Annotated in this window: 15 protein-coding genes; 8 read left to right on the forward strand and 7 right to left on the reverse strand. The window is 71.1% G+C overall.

Annotation, left to right across the window (positions count from 1 at the left end):
- Positions 1 to 354: 354 nt before the first annotated feature.
- The gene (locus tag B1729_RS10545) at positions 355 to 1,209 is read right to left on the reverse strand and encodes an alpha/beta hydrolase (protein ID WP_163632658.1); all 855 of its coding nucleotides are present in this window, start codon (positions 1,207 to 1,209) and stop codon (positions 355 to 357) included.
- 235 nt (positions 1,210 to 1,444) lie between these two features.
- On the opposite strand from B1729_RS10545, the gene B1729_RS10550 reads away from it, so the two are divergent.
- The 3 genes from B1729_RS10550 (at position 1,445) to B1729_RS10560 (ending at position 4,658) form a co-directional block, all read left to right on the forward strand.
- Positions 1,445 to 2,041 carry a TetR/AcrR family transcriptional regulator gene (locus B1729_RS10550; protein WP_163615790.1) on the forward strand — a complete coding sequence of 199 codons (597 nt, stop codon included), beginning with the start codon at positions 1,445 to 1,447 and terminating at the stop codon, positions 2,039 to 2,041.
- A 241-nt stretch (positions 2,042 to 2,282) separates the two neighbouring features.
- Positions 2,283 to 2,570, forward strand: a complete 288-nt coding sequence (locus B1729_RS10555; RefSeq protein WP_163615791.1) for an HU family DNA-binding protein — start codon at positions 2,283 to 2,285, stop codon at positions 2,568 to 2,570.
- Between the two features lie 102 nt (positions 2,571 to 2,672).
- A complete protein-coding gene (locus B1729_RS10560; protein WP_163632660.1) occupies positions 2,673 to 4,658 on the forward strand; it encodes a cytochrome c oxidase assembly protein in 1,986 nt (661 codons plus the stop codon).
- 24 nt (positions 4,659 to 4,682) lie between these two features.
- On the opposite strand, the gene B1729_RS10565 is transcribed toward B1729_RS10560, so the two are convergent.
- On the reverse strand, positions 4,683 to 5,843 hold the full coding sequence (locus B1729_RS10565; protein WP_345770809.1) for a hypothetical protein: 1,161 nt from the start codon (positions 5,841 to 5,843) through the stop codon (positions 4,683 to 4,685).
- A 119-nt stretch (positions 5,844 to 5,962) separates the two neighbouring features.
- Positions 5,963 to 6,796 carry an NAD(P)/FAD-dependent oxidoreductase gene (locus B1729_RS10570; RefSeq protein WP_163632662.1) on the reverse strand — a complete coding sequence of 278 codons (834 nt, stop codon included), beginning with the start codon at positions 6,794 to 6,796 and terminating at the stop codon, positions 5,963 to 5,965.
- Between the two features lie 53 nt (positions 6,797 to 6,849).
- Here B1729_RS10570 and B1729_RS10575 point away from each other — a divergent pair, with 53 nt between their 5' ends.
- Positions 6,850 to 7,332, forward strand: a complete 483-nt coding sequence (locus B1729_RS10575) for a MerR family transcriptional regulator (RefSeq protein ID WP_163632664.1) — start codon at positions 6,850 to 6,852, stop codon at positions 7,330 to 7,332.
- Positions 7,333 to 7,341: 9 nt separating this feature from the next.
- A complete protein-coding gene (locus B1729_RS10580; protein ID WP_163632666.1) occupies positions 7,342 to 8,724 on the forward strand; it encodes a DEAD/DEAH box helicase in 1,383 nt (460 codons plus the stop codon).
- Between the two features lie 239 nt (positions 8,725 to 8,963).
- On the opposite strand, the gene B1729_RS10585 is transcribed toward B1729_RS10580, so the two are convergent.
- Positions 8,964 to 9,617, reverse strand: coding sequence for a biliverdin-producing heme oxygenase (locus B1729_RS10585; RefSeq protein ID WP_163615796.1), 654 nt, complete (start codon positions 9,615 to 9,617; stop codon positions 8,964 to 8,966).
- A gap of 58 nt (positions 9,618 to 9,675) precedes the next feature.
- Positions 9,676 to 10,002: a DUF2470 domain-containing protein gene (locus tag B1729_RS10590; protein ID WP_163615797.1), complete on the reverse strand. Its 327-nt coding sequence runs from the start codon at positions 10,000 to 10,002 to the stop codon at positions 9,676 to 9,678.
- 80 nt (positions 10,003 to 10,082) lie between these two features.
- On the opposite strand from B1729_RS10590, the gene B1729_RS10595 reads away from it, so the two are divergent.
- From B1729_RS10595 to B1729_RS10605, 3 genes are all read left to right on the forward strand, one after another.
- Positions 10,083 to 11,348: a serine hydrolase domain-containing protein gene (locus B1729_RS10595; protein WP_163615932.1), complete on the forward strand. Its 1,266-nt coding sequence runs from the start codon at positions 10,083 to 10,085 to the stop codon at positions 11,346 to 11,348.
- A gap of 95 nt (positions 11,349 to 11,443) precedes the next feature.
- On the forward strand, positions 11,444 to 12,286 hold the full coding sequence (locus B1729_RS10600) for an EamA family transporter (protein ID WP_204318905.1): 843 nt from the start codon (positions 11,444 to 11,446) through the stop codon (positions 12,284 to 12,286).
- Positions 12,287 to 12,375: 89 nt separating this feature from the next.
- Positions 12,376 to 13,377: a Gfo/Idh/MocA family oxidoreductase gene (locus tag B1729_RS10605; RefSeq protein WP_163632669.1), complete on the forward strand. Its 1,002-nt coding sequence runs from the start codon at positions 12,376 to 12,378 to the stop codon at positions 13,375 to 13,377.
- Between the two features lie 111 nt (positions 13,378 to 13,488).
- Here the strand turns inward: B1729_RS10605 and B1729_RS10610 are convergent, their stop codons facing one another.
- Positions 13,489 to 14,613, reverse strand: a complete 1,125-nt coding sequence (locus B1729_RS10610) for a substrate-binding domain-containing protein (protein ID WP_163632671.1) — start codon at positions 14,611 to 14,613, stop codon at positions 13,489 to 13,491.
- On the reverse strand, positions 14,610 to 16,739 hold the full coding sequence (locus tag B1729_RS10615; RefSeq protein ID WP_239539595.1) for a heparinase II/III family protein: 2,130 nt from the start codon (positions 16,737 to 16,739) through the stop codon (positions 14,610 to 14,612). Before B1729_RS10615 ends, B1729_RS10610 begins: the two co-directional genes overlap by 4 nt.
- Positions 16,740 to 16,807 lie beyond the last annotated feature (68 nt).

Consider the following 16,807-nt stretch of genomic DNA (forward strand, 5'->3'; position numbering starts at 1 on the left):
TATTCGCCCCTCCCTTCCCCGCACCAATCCACCGGTTTCTGGCTTTTCCTCTCTCTCGTTCCTCACTCGCTCAACGACCGGGCGTGGAGTTCCGGTCGTTGAGCGAGGGAGCGCCAGCGACCGAGACGAAACGCCTCGAGCCGACGTTCTGCGCCGGGCGCTGAGCGTTTCGTCTCGCTCGTTCCTCGCTCGCTCAACGAACGGGGACGCGGCGAGGCCCGAGGCTCTGGCGAGCCCCGGGCCTGTGCGTCCCACCGCGGACACCGGCCGGGACACCACCCGACCGTGGAAGCACCAGGCGGCTGGTGCCTCGACGGCGGGGTGGTACCCCGGCGGCGCGGGGCGGGCCTCCGGTTACTGCGCCGCCTCCGTCTCGGGAGCCTGCTCCGTTTCGCGCACCTGGTGCGTCGTCGCCCACTCGAGCGCGTAGTCCGCGATCTCCTCCCAGCCGTCCTGGCTCACCAGGCGGTGGGTGCGGCCCGGGTAGGTCTTGTAGTCGACGACGGCCGGGCTGCCGGACTTCTTGTACTTCTTCACGATCGCCTCGCCGATGGCCGGCGGCACGACGTGGTCGATCTCACCCGTGATGATGAGGAGCGGGGCGCGATCGGCGCGGGTGTAGTCGACGTGCGTGACGCCGCCCTTCTCGTTGAGCACCGACAGGACGCCTTCGAAGAAGACCCGGTTGTAGGAGTTCACGGCGAACTCCTCCCAGAGATTGTCGGACTCTTCGCGGGGCAGGTCGTTGCCGAAGGTGAAGTGGAAGTGGCGCTTCGACAGCGGCTTGGCGCCGTTCTTGCCGAAGGGGTTCGCGAGGATCGGCGTGCCGGTCCAGAGCGTCGAGAGCGGGAGGGCGGTGACGCCGGCGGTCTGTCCCGGGGCGACGCCGACGTACGCCACGCCGAGGCCGCGGTCGGCGAGCATCTGAGTGAGGACGCCGCCGAAGGAGTGACCCATGATGATCGGCTTCTGGGGCAGCTCGCGGATGATGCGCTCGTAGTTGTCGGCGATCTGCTTCAGGCCGATCCCCTTCAGGGCTTCGGTTTTGTTGCGGATGTCCTCGACCGTGCGGTCGTCGATCCCGGGCCAGCCGGGGACGATGACCTGGTGGCCGGCGGCGCGGAACCGCTCGGCCCAGGTGTCCCAGCTCTTGGGCGTCATCCAGAGTCCGTGGATGAGGACGATGGGGGTCTTGGTCGTGGTGTCCATTTCGTGCTCCCTGGTGTGGTGTGGCGGTGGTTGTGCGGTGGTCCTGCGGTGCTGTCAGTGGCGGATCCTGGTGTGTCTCCGGCTGATGTATCCTGACAGTAGACCGAACGTTCTATCTACGCAAGAGTATTCCCAGATTTCTTGGAGAAGATTCCGGAAAGCACGGGGTGCACCGACTCTCCGCCAGGTCAGCGGGCAGAAACGGTGGCACGATGGAAGCACTCGAGGGGGATCCATGAGCACCACCGTCGCCGCGACGAGCGCGGCACGCACTTCATCACCGGCGCGGGAGCGGCTTCTTCAGGCTGCGACCGACCTCTTCTACAACGAGGGCATCCACTCGGTGGGCGTCGACCGGATCATCGAGGTGGCCGGTGTCACCCGCGCGACGATGTACAAGCATTTCGCCGGCAAGGAGGGCCTCGTGCTCGCCTATCTGGAGGGCGAGGACCTGGGCCTGCGCTCGCTGTTCGCCGAGGCGGCGCAGGCGTCGGACGACCCCGACGTGCTGCTCGACCTCGTCGTGGCCGGCATCGAGCAGGACATCCGCGACCGCCACACGCGCGGCTGCCCCTTCATCAACGCTGCGGCCGAGTACCCCGCCGAAGGGCCGGTCCGCGAGCTGATCGCCGACCACCGCGAGTGGTTCCGCGGCACCCTCCGTCAGCTCGCCGAAGGTGCCGGACTGCGCGATCCCGAAGGGGTCGCCGCATCCCTCGTGCTGCTGCGCGATGCCGCACTCGTGGGCGGCTACCTCGACGGCCAGGACCGCGTCGGCCCCGCCTTCGCGCGCACGGCGCGCGTCGTCATCGCGGCGGCTCGGCGAGCCTGAACCCGCTCTCCGTCGCGCCGCCACGGGGCGGCCGAGGTTCGCCGCCAGACGGCACAACAGTCACATCCGTCACTCCTGTCACACGACACGCGGCCCGAATCCTCAGAAATCCGCGAAAATACGCGGATCTGTCGGCCATGTCGGGTACATTCGGTCCCGGTCGAACAGACCAGCCGGGGGGCGAAGCCATCCGGTCCCAGCAATGACAAGACGGCACCCGCTGTCTTTGGAGGACATACCAATGGCCGACAAGACCATCACCAAGACCGAACTCGTCGCGAGCATCGCGAGCGCGACCGGCCAGAGCCAGTCGGCCGTCTCGGGCGTGCTCGACTCCCTCTTCTCCACCGTCTCCGACGCGGTCGCCGCCGGCAGCAAGGTCGCCATCCCGGGCTGGATCGCCTTCGAGCAGGTCGCCACCTCGGCTCGCACCGGCCGCAACCCGCAGACGGGCGAAGAGATCAAGATTCCCGCGGGCAAGCGCGTCAAGGTCACCGCGGGCTCGAAGCTCAAGGCGGCCGTCAAGTAATCCCACGCAGACCTCTGGAGAGGGGATGCCGCACCTCGCGGCATCCCCTCTCCTGCTGTCTGCGGGCTCGGCGACCGGAATCCGGCAACGTAGGCTGGTACGGTGAACCCCCGCGCGCTGCGGGCCGCCGGGCCCGCACTCCTCGTCGTCGCCGCGCTCGCGGTGATGGTGTGGGCGCTGGCGTTCGGCGGCGGCACCGCCCCGCTCGCGATCGCGGATCCCGGACCGTTCGTGCGGTGGGGGCTCCCGACGGCGAAGCTGCTCGTCAACCTCTCCGCCGCCGGCATGCTCGGGGTGCTGGTCACCGCGCTGTTCGCCCTGCGCGCGGGCGAGCGGGAGTTCGACACCGCCCTCGACACTGCATCGATCTCGGCTGCGCTGTTCACCATCGCCGCTGCGGCGACCGGGTTCCTGACCTTCGTCGACGCGTTCAACCCCGTCATCAGCATGGGCCCCGAGTTCGGCGCGCAGCTCGGCCGCTACATCGTCGAGACCGAGGTCGGCCGCACCTGGCTCATCACCACGCTCGCGGGCGCCGCGCTCACCGTGCTGACCTTCGCCGTGAGGTCATGGACCGCCACGTTCTTCGTCGCGCTGCTGGCCGCGGCATCCCTCGTCCCGATGGGCACGCAGGGCCACTCCGGCGAGGAGGCGTTCCACCACGAGGCGATGACGGCGCTGATCCTGCACATCATCGCGGCGGCGGTGTGGCTGGGTGGGCTGCTGCTGATCGTGATCGTGCGGCCGCTGCAGTCGCGCGACGACAGCGCCGCGACGGTCGGGCGCTACTCGAGCATCGCGCTCGCCGCCTTCGCGGTCGTCGCGGTCTCGGGCACGGTGCGCGCCGCGATCGGACTGCAGGACTGGTCAGCGCTCGTCTCGCCCTACGGCGTGATCCTGGGTGTGAAGGTGCTGGCACTGATCGCGCTCGGGCTCTTCGGCGCCTGGTACCGCACGCGGCTGATCGGCCGCATGCGCGACAGCGACCGGGCAACCCGGTCGTTCTGGACGCTCATCGTCTTCGAGCTTGTGCTCATGGGCGCCGCGAGCGGTGCGGCGGCCGCGCTGGCACGCACCCCTCCGCCGGTCACCGCGCTGATCCCGGAGAGCCCGACGCCCGCCCAGCGCCTGACCGGCGCACCGCTGCCGCCCGAGCTGACCCTCGACCGCTGGCTCACGTCGTGGAACGTCGACCTGCTGTGGGCCGTCGTGGCCGGGTTCGCGATCTTCTTCTACCTCGCGGGCGTCTGGCGCCTGCGCCGCCGCGGCGACGCGTGGCCGCTCTATCGCACGCTCATGTGGGTCGCGGGCTGGCTGCTGCTGGTCTGGGTGACCGGCGGCGTCATCAACGTCTACCAGGACTACCTGTTCAGCATGCACATGGTCGGGCACATGCTGCTGACCATGGCGATCCCGCTGCTGCTGGTGCCCGGCGCGCCCATCACGCTGGCAGCGCGGGCCATCCGCAAGCGCGACGACGGCACGCGCGGTGGGCGCGAGTGGATCCTGTGGGCGGTGCACTCACCGGTCGCCCGGGTGCTGACGAACCCGTTCATCGCCGCCGCGCTGTTCGTCGGCTCCCTCTGGGTCTTCTACTACACCGAGCTGTTCCGCTGGTCGCTGTACGACCACCTCGGGCACGAGTGGATGATCGCGCACTTCCTCATCACCGGCTATCTCTTCGTGATGACCCTCATCGGCATCGACCCGGTCCCCTACCGGCTGCCCTACCCCGGGAGGCTGCTGCTCCTGATCGGCGTCATGGCGATGCACGCCTTCTTCGGCATCGCGATCATGATGCAGGAGGGCCTGATGATCGCCGAGTGGTTCGGCTCGATGGGCCGCATCTGGGGTGCCACCCCGCTCGAGGACCAGTACACCGGCGGCGGCATCGCCTGGTCGATCGGAGAGATCCCGACGCTCATCCTCGCGATCACCGTGGCGATCCAGTGGAGCCGCAGCGACGACCGTGAGACGAAGCGGCGCGACCGTCATGCCGACCGCACCGGGGATGCCGAGCTCGAGGCGTACAACGCCCGCCTGGCAGAACTCGCCGAGAAGGACGCCAAGGCGGGCTCCGGACGCTGAGTCCGCGACGGCGACGCCGCACCGTCAGTTGGTGTCGGGGCCTGTCACGACGATCGTCACGTTGCCGTCGGGGCGCACCGTGATCGCGCCCTTGACGATGAACGGCACGTCTTCGGACACCGTGCGCACCTTGCCGTCGAAGATCGAGCGGATGTCGACCTCGATGTGCGCGACCGCCTCGGAGGGGAGGATCGACCAGCCGGCGCCGTCGGGCTCGACGGCGACCGTCGGCTGCGTCACGATCGACCAGGCCGGCAATGAGGCGATGCGGTCCTGCACGAAGAAGCCGAACGGGCACGCCGTCGGCTGCAGCACCTCCTGCGTCGCGCACGCGGTGAGGAACTCCTCGACCTCGTCCTGCACGACGGTCAGGAACTGCTCGGTGGGCTGGGCCTGCACGTTCACCGGGATCGCGCGGAACGGGCTGTCCGAGAGCACCGCCACCCCCGGGGTGCTGGAGATCGCCGTGTTGACCGACACCGAGTACAGGCCGGGCGAGAACACCAGCAGCGAGACGGGGGCGGCGGGATCGGCATCCGCCCCCTCCGGTGAGACCTGGCGCTTGTCGATCTCGAAGCCGTTCACGTCGAACACCATCGAGCCGGTGACACCGAGGTTCATGACGGCCAGCGGGCTCTTCGCGAAGCGCCACGTGGGCGCGAGGCCGATCGAGCCGTCGCGCTCGACGGCGAAGGTGGTGCGACCGTCGTAGCGGCCGGCCAGGTACTCGATGGTGACGCGGGTGATGTCACCGTCCTGCTCCTGGGACACGACCTCGACGTCGGTGATCGGTGCCAGGGCGGCGCTGCGCAGCAGCGCGTCGGATGCCGTGGACGGCAGCCCCGCAGCCTCGAGGTCGGCGGTCGTCACATCGACCCCCGGTACCGTCAGCGCATCGGCGGCGCGGCCCTCGGCGAGCAGGTCGACGTAGCGCTCGACGAACGCTGCGGGGCTGTAGAACTGACGCTCGATCACGCCCCATGCGGCGAACACGGCGCCCACCAGCGCGAGGCCGACGACGCCGAGAAGTGAGAGGTCCAGCGCGAGACGGCCTCGACGGCGGGGCTTGTGCGGCGGCTGGATCAGGGCCGGTTCCGGTTCGGAGGCGAGGGTGGGCGGGGTCGCGTCGACGGCCGGAGGCGCACTCGCGCGACCGGCTGCCGTGCCCACTGCCCCCTGGTCCACCCGGCCAGTCTAGGAAAGACCGACCGGGAGGCCCCTGTGGACAGCCGACATTGTCGCGGACCTGAAACATTTGGGACTGCCCGTCCCCTTCGGCGATGCCGCGACCGGTTCCGCCCAGGTCAGGCCATGATCGCGTCCCGGACGGCACTGGCGCCCGCCAGCTGGCCCGAGGCGATCGCGGCCGCCAGCGACACCATCGGCCCGGGGACGACGGCGAGGTGGGCCATGTCGCCGCCCGCGTACACGCCGGGCACCGTCGTGCGTCCGAGCGGGTCGATCTCCACGCCGCCGCTCGGAAGGATGCCGCAGCCCAGCTGCTCGGCGAACGGTGCGCGCTGCGTCGACGTCGCGGCCGTGAAGACGCCTGCGACGCGTTCGGCTCCGCCTCGGAGGAGCTCGAGCTCGAGACCGCCGTCGACCTCGGTCACCGCGGCGACGTCCGCCGGACGCGCGAGGAAGGTCGAGGCGACGACGGGGCGCAGCATCCGTTCGATCATGGCGCCGTGCTCGCCGTCGACGAGGATGCCGATGCGCTCCCCGGCGAACTCGTGGCCGTGACAGAACGGGCACTGGGCGACGCGGCGACCCCACTGTTCCGCGAGCCCGGGGACGGGCGGAAGCTCGTCGCGCATGCCGGTGGCCAGCACGATCCGGTGCGCCCGCTCCACGCCCTGGGCCGTGGTGACCTCGAAGCCGCCGATCTCCCCGGCGACCGTCGTGACGGCGCCGGTGCGCAGCTCGACCGTGTCGTAGGCGGCGAGCTCGGTGCGGCCGATGCGGCGCAGCTCGGCGGGGCTGCGGCCGTCGTTGGTGAGCAGGTTGTGCGCGTGCTCGACGGTGGCGTTGCGATACTCCCCGGAGTCGAGCAGCAGCACGGTGCGGTGCATGCGGCCGATGGTGAGGGCGGCCTGCAGGCCCGCCGGGCCGCCGCCGATCACGATGACGTCGTACATGAGTGGTCCTCTCGTCGTTTGCGTCCGGAGAGATTCTGTGACTTCATGTCGACATGAAGTCAAATCTGTCGATCGGGGATGCCGCGGCCCGGTTCTCGCTGCCGACTCACGTGCTGCGCCACTGGGAGGACATGGGGCTGCTCACTCCCGCGCGCGACGGCGGCGACCGGCGACGCTACGGCGACGACGACCTGGTGCGGATCGGCGTGATCGTGCGCAGCAGGAGCGCCGGCATGAGCCTGGAGCAGATCGGCGTGCTGCTCGACGAGCAGGCGCCCGAGCGGCACCGGGTGCTCGAAGAGCACCTCGCCGACCTCGGCCGCCGGATGGCCGACATGGAGCGCTCGCGGCGCATGACCGAGCACGCCCTGCGCTGTCGCTCGCACGACATCACGACGTGCCCGCGGTTCCGGGCGATCATGGACGAGGTCGTCGCGGGCACCGGCAGCTGGCGCGACGCCGAGCCGCCTGTGGACAGTGACGCGTCGTCCACCGATTCCGGCGCGGGCAGCCGGGAGGCGGCATCCGCTCGTTAGCATGAATCGGTGACCACAACGCCTTCTCCTGCCGGCCTCGCGCTGTCGGCCGAGCAGGAGGCGCTGTTCCGGCTCATCGAAGACACCCGCGAGCATGTGTTCGTCACGGGGCGCGCCGGCACCGGCAAGTCGACCCTGCTGCAGCACCTGGCATGGCACACGAGCAAGCAGATCGCCGTGTGCGCGCCGACCGGCGTCGCGGCGCTCAATGTCGAGGGCCAGACGATCCACTCCCTGTTCAAGCTGCCGCTGGGGATCATCGGCGCGCACGACGAGGATCAGTCCGATGCGACGCGCAAGCTGCTCAACGCCATCGACACGCTGGTCATCGACGAGATCTCCATGGTCAACGCCGACCTCATGGATGCCATCGACCGCGCGCTGCGCAAGGCGCGGGGACGCCGCAGCGAGCCCTTCGGCGGCGCGCAGATCGTGATGTTCGGCGACCCCTACCAGCTGGCCCCGGTGCCGCCGCGCGGGGACGAGCTGCGGTACGTGAACGACCACTACCGCTCGTTCTGGTTCTTCGATGCCAAGGTGTGGGTGGGTGAGTCGGCGAGCGACGGCATCCTCGACGTCGGCTCGTACGGCGCCGAGCTGAACATCCGCGAGCTGGTCGACATCCACCGGCAATCCGACCCGGCGTTCAAGGCCATGCTCAATGCGGTGCGCTACGGGCACGTGACCGCCGACATCGCAGAGGTCCTCAACAGCACCGGGGCACGCACTCCCCCGGACCCGGTCGACGGCGAGCACCCGATCATCACGCTGGCCACCCGCAACGACATCGTGAACAACATCAACCGGCGGCACCTGACCGAGCTCGTCGGTCGTGAGCAGACCGCGATGGCCGAGGTGAACGGGGACTTCGGACGAGGGGATGCCGCGTACCCCGCCGATCTCGAGCTCAAGCTCAAGGTCGGCGCCCAGGTGATGTTCCTGCGCAACGACACCGCCTCGTTCGGTGAGCCGCCTCGATGGGTGAACGGCACGATCGGGACGGTCACGCGGATCGCCGGTGAGACGGTGCGCGTCGACGTCGAGGGCGAGGAGTTCGACGTCGAGCCCGCCGTCTGGGAGAAGTACCGATACTCGTACAACCCCGGATCCAAGCAGCTCACGCGCGACATCGTCGCGGAGTTCACCCAGTTCCCGCTGCGGCTGGCGTGGGCGGTCACGATCCACAAGTCGCAGGGCAAGACCTACGACCGTGCGATCATCGACCTGGGCTCCGGGGCGTTCGCCCCGGGGCAGACCTACGTGGCGCTGTCGAGGCTGACCTCGCTCGACGGGCTCTATCTCTCCCGCCCGCTGCGGCCGCGCGACATCCAGGTCGACCCCGACGTGCGGCGCTTCATGGCGTCCGCAGTGCGCCGGCCAGCGGCATCCTGAATCGCAGTCCCGTCCGTCTGCCGCCCATGGCAGTGCGCGGAGAGTCGGCTCGGTGACGGCGACACGCCGCTGACGGATGCCGCGACCCGGGCGTGTCAGGTGACGGACCCGTGTTTTCGCATCTGGAGGGCGGGGTGGGGCGGGGTGGGACGGGTCCAGGCGACCGGGAACCGGGCCGGGCGAACCGGCGGTCAGGCGACCTGGCGGTCAGGCGACCAGGCGGTCAGGCGAACCGGCGGTCAGGCGACCTGGGCGGCCTTCGCGTGAGCGAGGTCCTCGAAGAGCTCGGTGTTGAAGCGGTAGGCGAGCAGGACCTCGTCGATGACGCGCTCCTGCTCGGCGGCATCCCAGGGTGCCGCGTCCAGCTGCTCGCGGTAGACGTCTTTGAAGGCCTTCGGGTCGGCGATGTCCTCGAAGAGGTAGAAGCCGATGCCGTTGGTGTCGAACCCGAAGCGGCGGGCCATCAGCCGGCCGATGAACTGGCCGCCCGACAGGTCGCCGAGGTAGCGGGTGTAGTGGTGGGCCACGAAGCCGCCCGCCCACGTCGCGCCGACCTCGTTGATGCGATCGACGTAGCGCTGCGTGGTCGGCAGCGGCTCGATGTGCTCTTGCCAGTCGGGCCCGACGAGGAACTCGAGGTCCGCCTCGAGCGCGGGCAGGCGCGTGAGCTTGTCGGAGATGAAGACCGCGGCGACCGGGTCGTTGCGCATCTGGCCGGCGGTGCGCTCGAGCGCCTCGTAGATGAACCAGTGCTGGGCGACCAGCGCGACGTAGTCGTCCCGCGTGCCCTCCCCCTTCATGAGGTCGGCCATGAAGCCGGAGTGCTCGCTCGAGGAGTGCGAGCTGCTCGAACGCTCGCGCAGGGCGGTCGAGAACGGGATCGGGTCGCTCATACCTTCATGCTAACTGAAGATAAGGCGAACCTAACAAAAATGTTCTCCAGGCCGCGGCCTAGGCGTGCGGGCGCGGCTCGATGTCCAGACGCCGGCACGCCTCGTCATAGAGGGCGACGATCTCGCGGCGCACCTCGCGGCGCTCGGAGATCGGCCCCGATGGCCACGGCACCTCGACGTCGGCGGTCGAACCGTCGGCGAGCGTCGCCTGCCACACTCCGCGGTCGCCGTCGAACCCCGTCATCGCCGAAGCGGTGATCTCGGCATCCGCGATCCCCGCATCGGCGGCGAACGCGCGGGCGATGAGGAGGTTGTCGTCGCCGTGATCGCCGTTCATGTGGCTGAGCACGCCGGTGAGGGCGTCATCGTCGAAGTGGTGCGTCATGCTGACACCCTACGGATCGCCGTTCACGGCAAGCGACCATGGTGTGTTTGAATTCAATGCACGATCGTCGGGGGGTGAGAATGCGGACCCGGTCTACACGTCGCCGCGCCAACGCGGTCATCGCCGGTGCTGTGGCGTCCGTTCTCCTGCTCGCCGGCTGCTCGTTCGGCGGGGGGATCGAGCCGGATCTGCCGCCGCAGTCGGAGGACGCGCTGCCCGATGAGACGGTGCAGCGCTTGACGGATGCCGTCACCCACGCGATGGGCACAACCGGGTCGTCCGGCGCCATCGTGGGCGTCTGGGCGCCGTGGAGCGGCGCCTGGGTGGCCGGCCTCGGCACGCAGCGGCCCGACGGCGGCGGCGAGGTGACCGCCGATCTGGCGTTCCGCGCCGGCAAGGTGACGCGGGCGATGACATGCGACGTGCTCTTCGAGGTCGCCGCTGCCGGAAAGGTGAAGCTCGACGACAGCGTCACCGCCTACGTATCGGGCGTGCCCGACCTCGCCGAGGTCAGTCTGGTCGAGCTCTGCGACGGCACATCGGGGATCGGCTCCTTCGCCGGCCAGCTGTACTCGTCGTGGCTCACCAATCCGGCACGCGACTGGGAGCCCCGCTACCTCGCGAGCTTCGGGCTCGGCCAGCCGCGCTCGGGCGAGCCCGGCGCAGCCTACCGCGACTCCGATGCCGGCTACGTGCTGCTGGGGCTGGCGCTCGAGCGCGCCACCGACATGACGGCGGCGGACCTCATCCAGACGTACCTTGCCGATCCGCTGGGTCTGGACGCGACCGCGCTCGGCGACCTTCCCGAGGAGGGGGTGCTGAAGGGCGGGCAGTCGGTGAACAACGCCGAAGGCGTGCTCGACTGCGCGGCACCCCTCGACCTGACCGCGGCGTCGACGAGCAGCGGGTTCACCGACGCCGGCGCCGTCACCGACATCGAGGATCTCGGCCGCTATGTGCAGGCGCTCGCCTCGGGCGCGCTCGTGGAGGACGACGACCGCTTCGGCGCCCCGGTGGCGGTCGCCCCCGACGGTCCGTCGTGGTACACCACCGACGGCGGTGCGCTGATCGCGGGGTCGCTCATCGGCCAGTACGGCAAGGTGCCGGGCTACATCACCGCCGCGTTCGCCGACCCGTCGACCGGGCTGACAGTCGCCGTCGTGCTCAACAACTCGGCCGCCGACGCGGCGGTGGGCGAGTACCTCGCATGGGAGCTTGCGGCGATCGCGTCGAAGGCGCCCGCGGCCGCCGGCCAGGCGGTGCCCGAGGCGGGACTGCCCTGGACGCCCGAGCAGTACCACGACGCCATCGCCGCCGCAGCGGTGTGCACGCCGCCGGCCACGTAGTGAGGGCCGGCGCGGGCGCGGGCGGTACCGGGGCCGGCGCGAGCCTGGTGGGCGGATCGGGTCCGAGCGCAGGATCGGGGGCCACACCCGCGATCGTGCTGGTGATCGCGGGCCTGGCGTGCCAGGAGGTCGGCGCATCGCTCGCAGTGCTGCTGTTCCCCGCGGTCGGGCCGCTCGGCATGGTGATGCTGCGGCTGGTGTTCTCGGCGATCGTGCTGCTGCTGATCGCCCGGCCCCGGGTGCGCGGGCATTCGCGCTCGGACTGGACCGGGGTCGCGCTCTTCGGCCTGGTGCTCGCGTTGATGAACGGCCTGTTCTATCTCGCCCTCGAGCGCCTGCCGCTCGGCATCACCGTCACCATCGAGGTGCTGGGACCGCTCGTGCTGTCGATCGTCGCCGCCCGCCGTGCATCCGCCTGGCTGTGGGCGGTGCTCGCCCTCGCCGGCGTCGTCGCACTGGGCGGCGGCGGGTGGGACCGCCTCGACCCGCTGGGCGTGCTGTTCGCGCTGGGCGCGGCCGGCAGCTGGGCGTTCTACATCCTGGCGTCGGCGCGGGTGGGAAGGGCGTTCCCTCAGCTCGACGGCCTGGCGCTGGCGATGACGGTGGGGGCGGTCATCGCGCTGCCGTTCGGGATCGCGGATGCCGGATCCGCCCTCCTTCGCCCTGAACTCGTCGCGCTCGGCGCCGCGGTCGCGATCCTGTCGTCGACCATCCCCTACGCGTTCGAACTCGTCGCCCTCCGGCGCCTGCAGGCCGCGGTCTTCGCGATCCTGATGAGTCTCGCCCCGGCGACGGCGGCCCTCGCGGGCTTTATATTCCTCGGCCAACATATGACGTGGCTCGAGATCGCCGGCATCGCACTCGTCATCGCGGCGAGCATCGGCGCGGTGCGCTCCTCGGCCAGGGCCGCGCGCGAAGCGGCGGAGCCGATCGCCTGACGCGGCACCGGACATCGCGCGGGTGGGTGGATGGATGCCGACCGGCGGCGTGCGACGGCGTGACCGGTGGGCTCGATACGATCGGGGCCATGACTCAGGCGGACAACACGGTGCAGACGAGATGGGCCGTGCTCGGTCCCGGAGCCATCAGCAGGGACTTCGTTGCGGGGCTTCGGGCCTCGCAGCACGGTGTGCTGCACGCGGTCGGCAGCTCGTCGGCGGAGCGGGCGGGGGCCTTCGCCGCGGAGTACGGGGCCGCGGCATCCGGCACCTACGACGAGATCCTCGCGCGCGACGACGTCGACGCCGTCTACGTCGGGACCGTGCACACGACGCACGCCGACCTGGCGGTCCGCGCGCTGGGGGCCGGCAAGGCCGTGCTGTGCGAGAAGCCGGCGAGCCCCACGCTGCAGGAGGTCGAGCGCATCCTCGAGGTCGCTGCCCGCACGCAGCGACCGTTCCTCGAGGCCTTCAAGACGCGGTTCGGGCCGTTCGCCGACGCGCTGCGAGAGCTCGTCGCCGGTGGCGAGCTCGGCCCGCTCGAGCGTGTCGAGGGAGCGTTCGGGTTCGAGGCGCCGACCCACGAGGGCCGGCTGTTCGATCCCGCACTCGCGGGCGGCGCGATCCTCGACGTCGGCTGCTACCCGCTCGCGCTGGCGATCGACCTCGCCGCCGCGGCCGGACAGCCCATCGACGCTCCCGACTATCGCGGCTTCGACGCAGAGCTCGTCGCCGGGGTCGACGGCTGGGCGACGGCCGTGATCGCGTTCGGCACAGTGACGGCGGAGATCGCGACGTCGGTCGTCGAGGATCTCTCCGACCTGGCGATGCTGCACTTCGCCGAGGGCGACGTCCTCCTCCCGAACGCGTGGGGAAGCCGCACCGAGAGCCCGTCGAGGATCATCGTCCGCCGCGGTGCCGAGGAGCGGGTGATCGAGGTGCCGGTCGTGCAGCCCATGGCTGCGGAAGCCGATGCGCTGTCGCTCGCCCTCGCCGAAGGCCGGCTCGAGGTGCCGCAGATGCCGTGGTCGCACACGCGTGCCGCGGCGCGCGTGCTCACGGACTGGCGCGCGGCCGCCCTCGCCGGCTGACGCCGACAGCCCTGGATGCCGGCGACACCGGGCGGCGGCATCCGTATTCCGCGTGCGGAAATCTACCCTTTCGCGTTTCCGGGCGTTCCGGGAAGCAGCGGGAAGCAGGGGTCAGGCGCCGCGGGGCGGGGCGGTGGAGCCGCGCACGTTCAGCGTCGGGTTCAGCACGACACGGTGCACCGGGCGCATCGGATCCTCGATGCGCCGAGCCAGGAGGTCCACCGCGGCGCGACCGACCGAGTTGCGCGGCGGGCTGACGGCGGTGAGCGCGGGGGTGAACAGCTCGGCCACCTCGTCGTCGTACGCGACGACCGACAGGTCGCCCGGCACCGAGATGCCGCGGTTGAGGGCCAGGTCGACGAACGCCATCGCCTCGGGATCGGAGTGGACGAGGATCGCGGTGACCGAGTTGGCCAGCGCGGCGTCGAGCGTCGCGTCGACGACGGCTGAGAAGTCGGGGCTCGTGCGCGGCGGGAGGCTCGTCTCGAAGTGGTCGGAGGGTGTGAGGCCGAGCTCGATGCACGCGGCCAGCCAGCCGGCCGCGATCTTGCGGGAGGTGGGCGAGTCCCGCGCGATGATGAGTCCGACGCGGCGATGGCCGAGCGCGGCGAGATGGCGCGCGGCGAGCACCGCGCCGAGCGCGTGGTCGGTCGTCACGTTCTCGACGGGGCTGCCTCCCTGCAGCGATCCGGCATCGGGCAGCACCACGGCATCGCGCTCCACGAGCACGCTGGGCACGCCGCACTCGGCGAGCCACTGCACGACATCCTGTGCGTGCGGGGTGTCGGTGTTCGGCGCGACGACGAGTCCGCGCACACCGTCGGCGTGCACGAGGCGCTCGAGCACCGGGCGCTCGTCCTGCAGCTCGTACGACGCGCCGCGCAGCACGACGCGCAGGCCGTGGCGGGTGGCCTCGGCCTCGGCGCCGCGCACGACGCTCGGCCAGTAGAAGCTCAGCGACGGCACCAGCATCGCGATCGAGCCGGCGCGGGTGACGGTGACCGGATGCCCCGGCTCCACGTCGTCGAAGGCGCCCGCGGCGGGAACGGCGCCGCCGTGCACGCGCACCAGCAGCCCTTCGCGCTCCATCTGCGCGAGGTCGCGACGCAGGGTGACCGGGGCGACGCCGAGGTCGTCCATCAGCTGCGCGACCCGTACGGCGCCGTCGCGCTCGAGCGTCGCCAGCACGTGCGCCCGCCGCTCGGCGGCGAGCAGTGCCGGAGTCTGGTCGGTCATCGGGCGTCCTCCGGGTTCGTCAGGTCCAGTTCTACCGTGACGGTGACGCTGTCGCGCGCCGTCACGTCCAGATCCAGCCGGGTCAGTCGTGCGCCCCACACGCTGGTGAGCATGGGGTCGTCGAGCTCGCGCACCACGAGCGACGCGGTGACGCCGTCGGGCCACGAGATGCGCACGGGCGTGGCGCCGTCGAGGGGAGTCACGACGACCGCGCTCCCCTGCTCCCGCCGCACGTCGCCGGCGAGCAGCATCCGCACCTGCGTGGGCGCTTCGGGATCGGCGGTCGCGTGCGCCAGGGCCGGAGCGTTCCCGTCGGCTCCGGGCGTTTCGTCTCGGCGTTTCGACTCGCCAGCTCGCTCAACGACCACGTTCCTCGCTCGCTCAACGAGCGAGGATTGCCAGGAGTCCTCGACGACGACGCGGCGCGCGGGCCGTTCGAGGCGCACCGCTCGATGCCACGACGCGGCGCCCGGGTAGGCGCCGGAGAGCTCCAGGGTGAGCGCCGCGACGTCGTCGCCGAGCGCGACCTCGACGTCGGAGGCCGCGAACGCCGCACCCGGGTTCTGCTCGAGCCCGCCGATCACGGGCACGTTGTGCCAGCCGCTCTGCATCGTCCAGATGTCGTAGCGGTCGGGGCCGAACGTCTGCAGCGTGTACGTCGGACGGCCCGCGTCGACGATCACGGGCACGCCGTCGGACGCGACGACGAACGAGCCGACGTCGTTGTGGTTGTGGTGCTCCCCGTTGTGGCCGCCCTTGACGGCGACGGTCAGTCCCCGGCTCGTGCCGCCGCGCTCGCGGGCGAGCATCACCTCGGTCGAGGGCAGCCACACGTCCTGCGGGAACGGCGACGACGTCTGCGCGGCGTCGACCCACACGGGATCGGTGATGCCGCGCAGCAGCCGGCCGAACCCCTCGTGCTCGGTGGCGGCGGGGGTGCCGGCGATGCGATGCGACGCGGCGTGGGCCGCGGCATCCGTGTCGCCCGCTCTCCGCGCCGCCCGGTGCAGCACATGCCAGGGCTGCGCGGCCGGGACGCGCGCCTGCCCGTCGGCGAGGTTGAGGTACCAGTCACCGCCGAGGTGCATGCGGTGGGGGAAGGCGACGGTCTCCCGCAGGGCCGGGATGCCCGACGCGTCGAGCACTCCCCCGGTGGCGTGGTGCAGCAGGTCGAGCGTCTCGAGGGCGCGGCACGCGCCGTTCCACCAGTAGGCGTATCCCTCGTCGATCGCGCCGTCGGGTGGCAGCACCGACACGTAGCGGTCGATGCCCTCGATCGCGAGGGCGACGATGTGTGCGCGCTCCCCCGCGTCGGCGGGTTCGTCGAGCAGCCGCAGCGCCGCGAGCAGCACGTTGCCGTGGATCCAGGGGTTCCAGTTGTGCACATCGCCGTCGAGTCCGAGCCAGTGCCAGTCGCGGCGCCGGGTGAACGGGTCGAACACGCGCACGCGGGCCTCGTGGCGGATGCGGGAGCGGATGCCGGGGTACCGGGCCTCGAGCCGCGCGCCGAGGAGGTGATCGACCCAGCTCAGGAGCGCCACCGCCTCCCCCGCGCCCAGGTCGAGATACGGCGCCGTCACAGTCGGGAGCACCGACCCCCGCTCGCGGAACGCGTCGTCGTGCGCGGGCCAGCACCACGAGCTCTGCTCGCAGATGAGCCACACTCCGTCGAGGACGTCGGCGAGCCAGACGGCGCCCGTCTCGTCGTCGGCGTGGTGTGCAGCGGCGATCGCGGCGCGGGCGAGGCGCCGCTGGCGCTCGAACACGATGCTCTCCCAGCCCTCGCGGTCGCCGTCGTCGTGCAGGCGGGCGGTGGCGGTCGCCAGCGGCACCGGCCAGGCCGTCGCCCGCTCGGCGGCGGCGCGCTGCAGCACGTCGCGGATCGCGACGGGGTCGGCGCTCCCTTGCGGGCCCCAAGCCCGCCGGTCCTCGGCGGCCGGGACCGGGAGCGCCCGCTCGGCGGGTGACAGGAGCGCGGTGAGGGCGGTCTCGAATCCGGCGGCGTCGACGCCCGCCTGAGCCAGGTAGACGGCGGACAGCGCACCGCGGAAGGCCGCTTCCGGCGACGAGTCAGGGGTCGCGCGGGAGGCGCCGGCTGCAGGCGTGGGGACCGTCGCGGTCGTCAAGGTTCCTCCTCGTTGATTCACCATGGTGAGAGCGGGCGGCCGGTTCCGGCGGGATCCGGAGCCCGAAA

Origin of the sequence: Microbacterium sp. B35-04, from assembly GCF_010634885.1 — a bacterium.
Classification (GTDB): Bacteria; Actinomycetota; Actinomycetes; order Actinomycetales; family Microbacteriaceae; genus Microbacterium.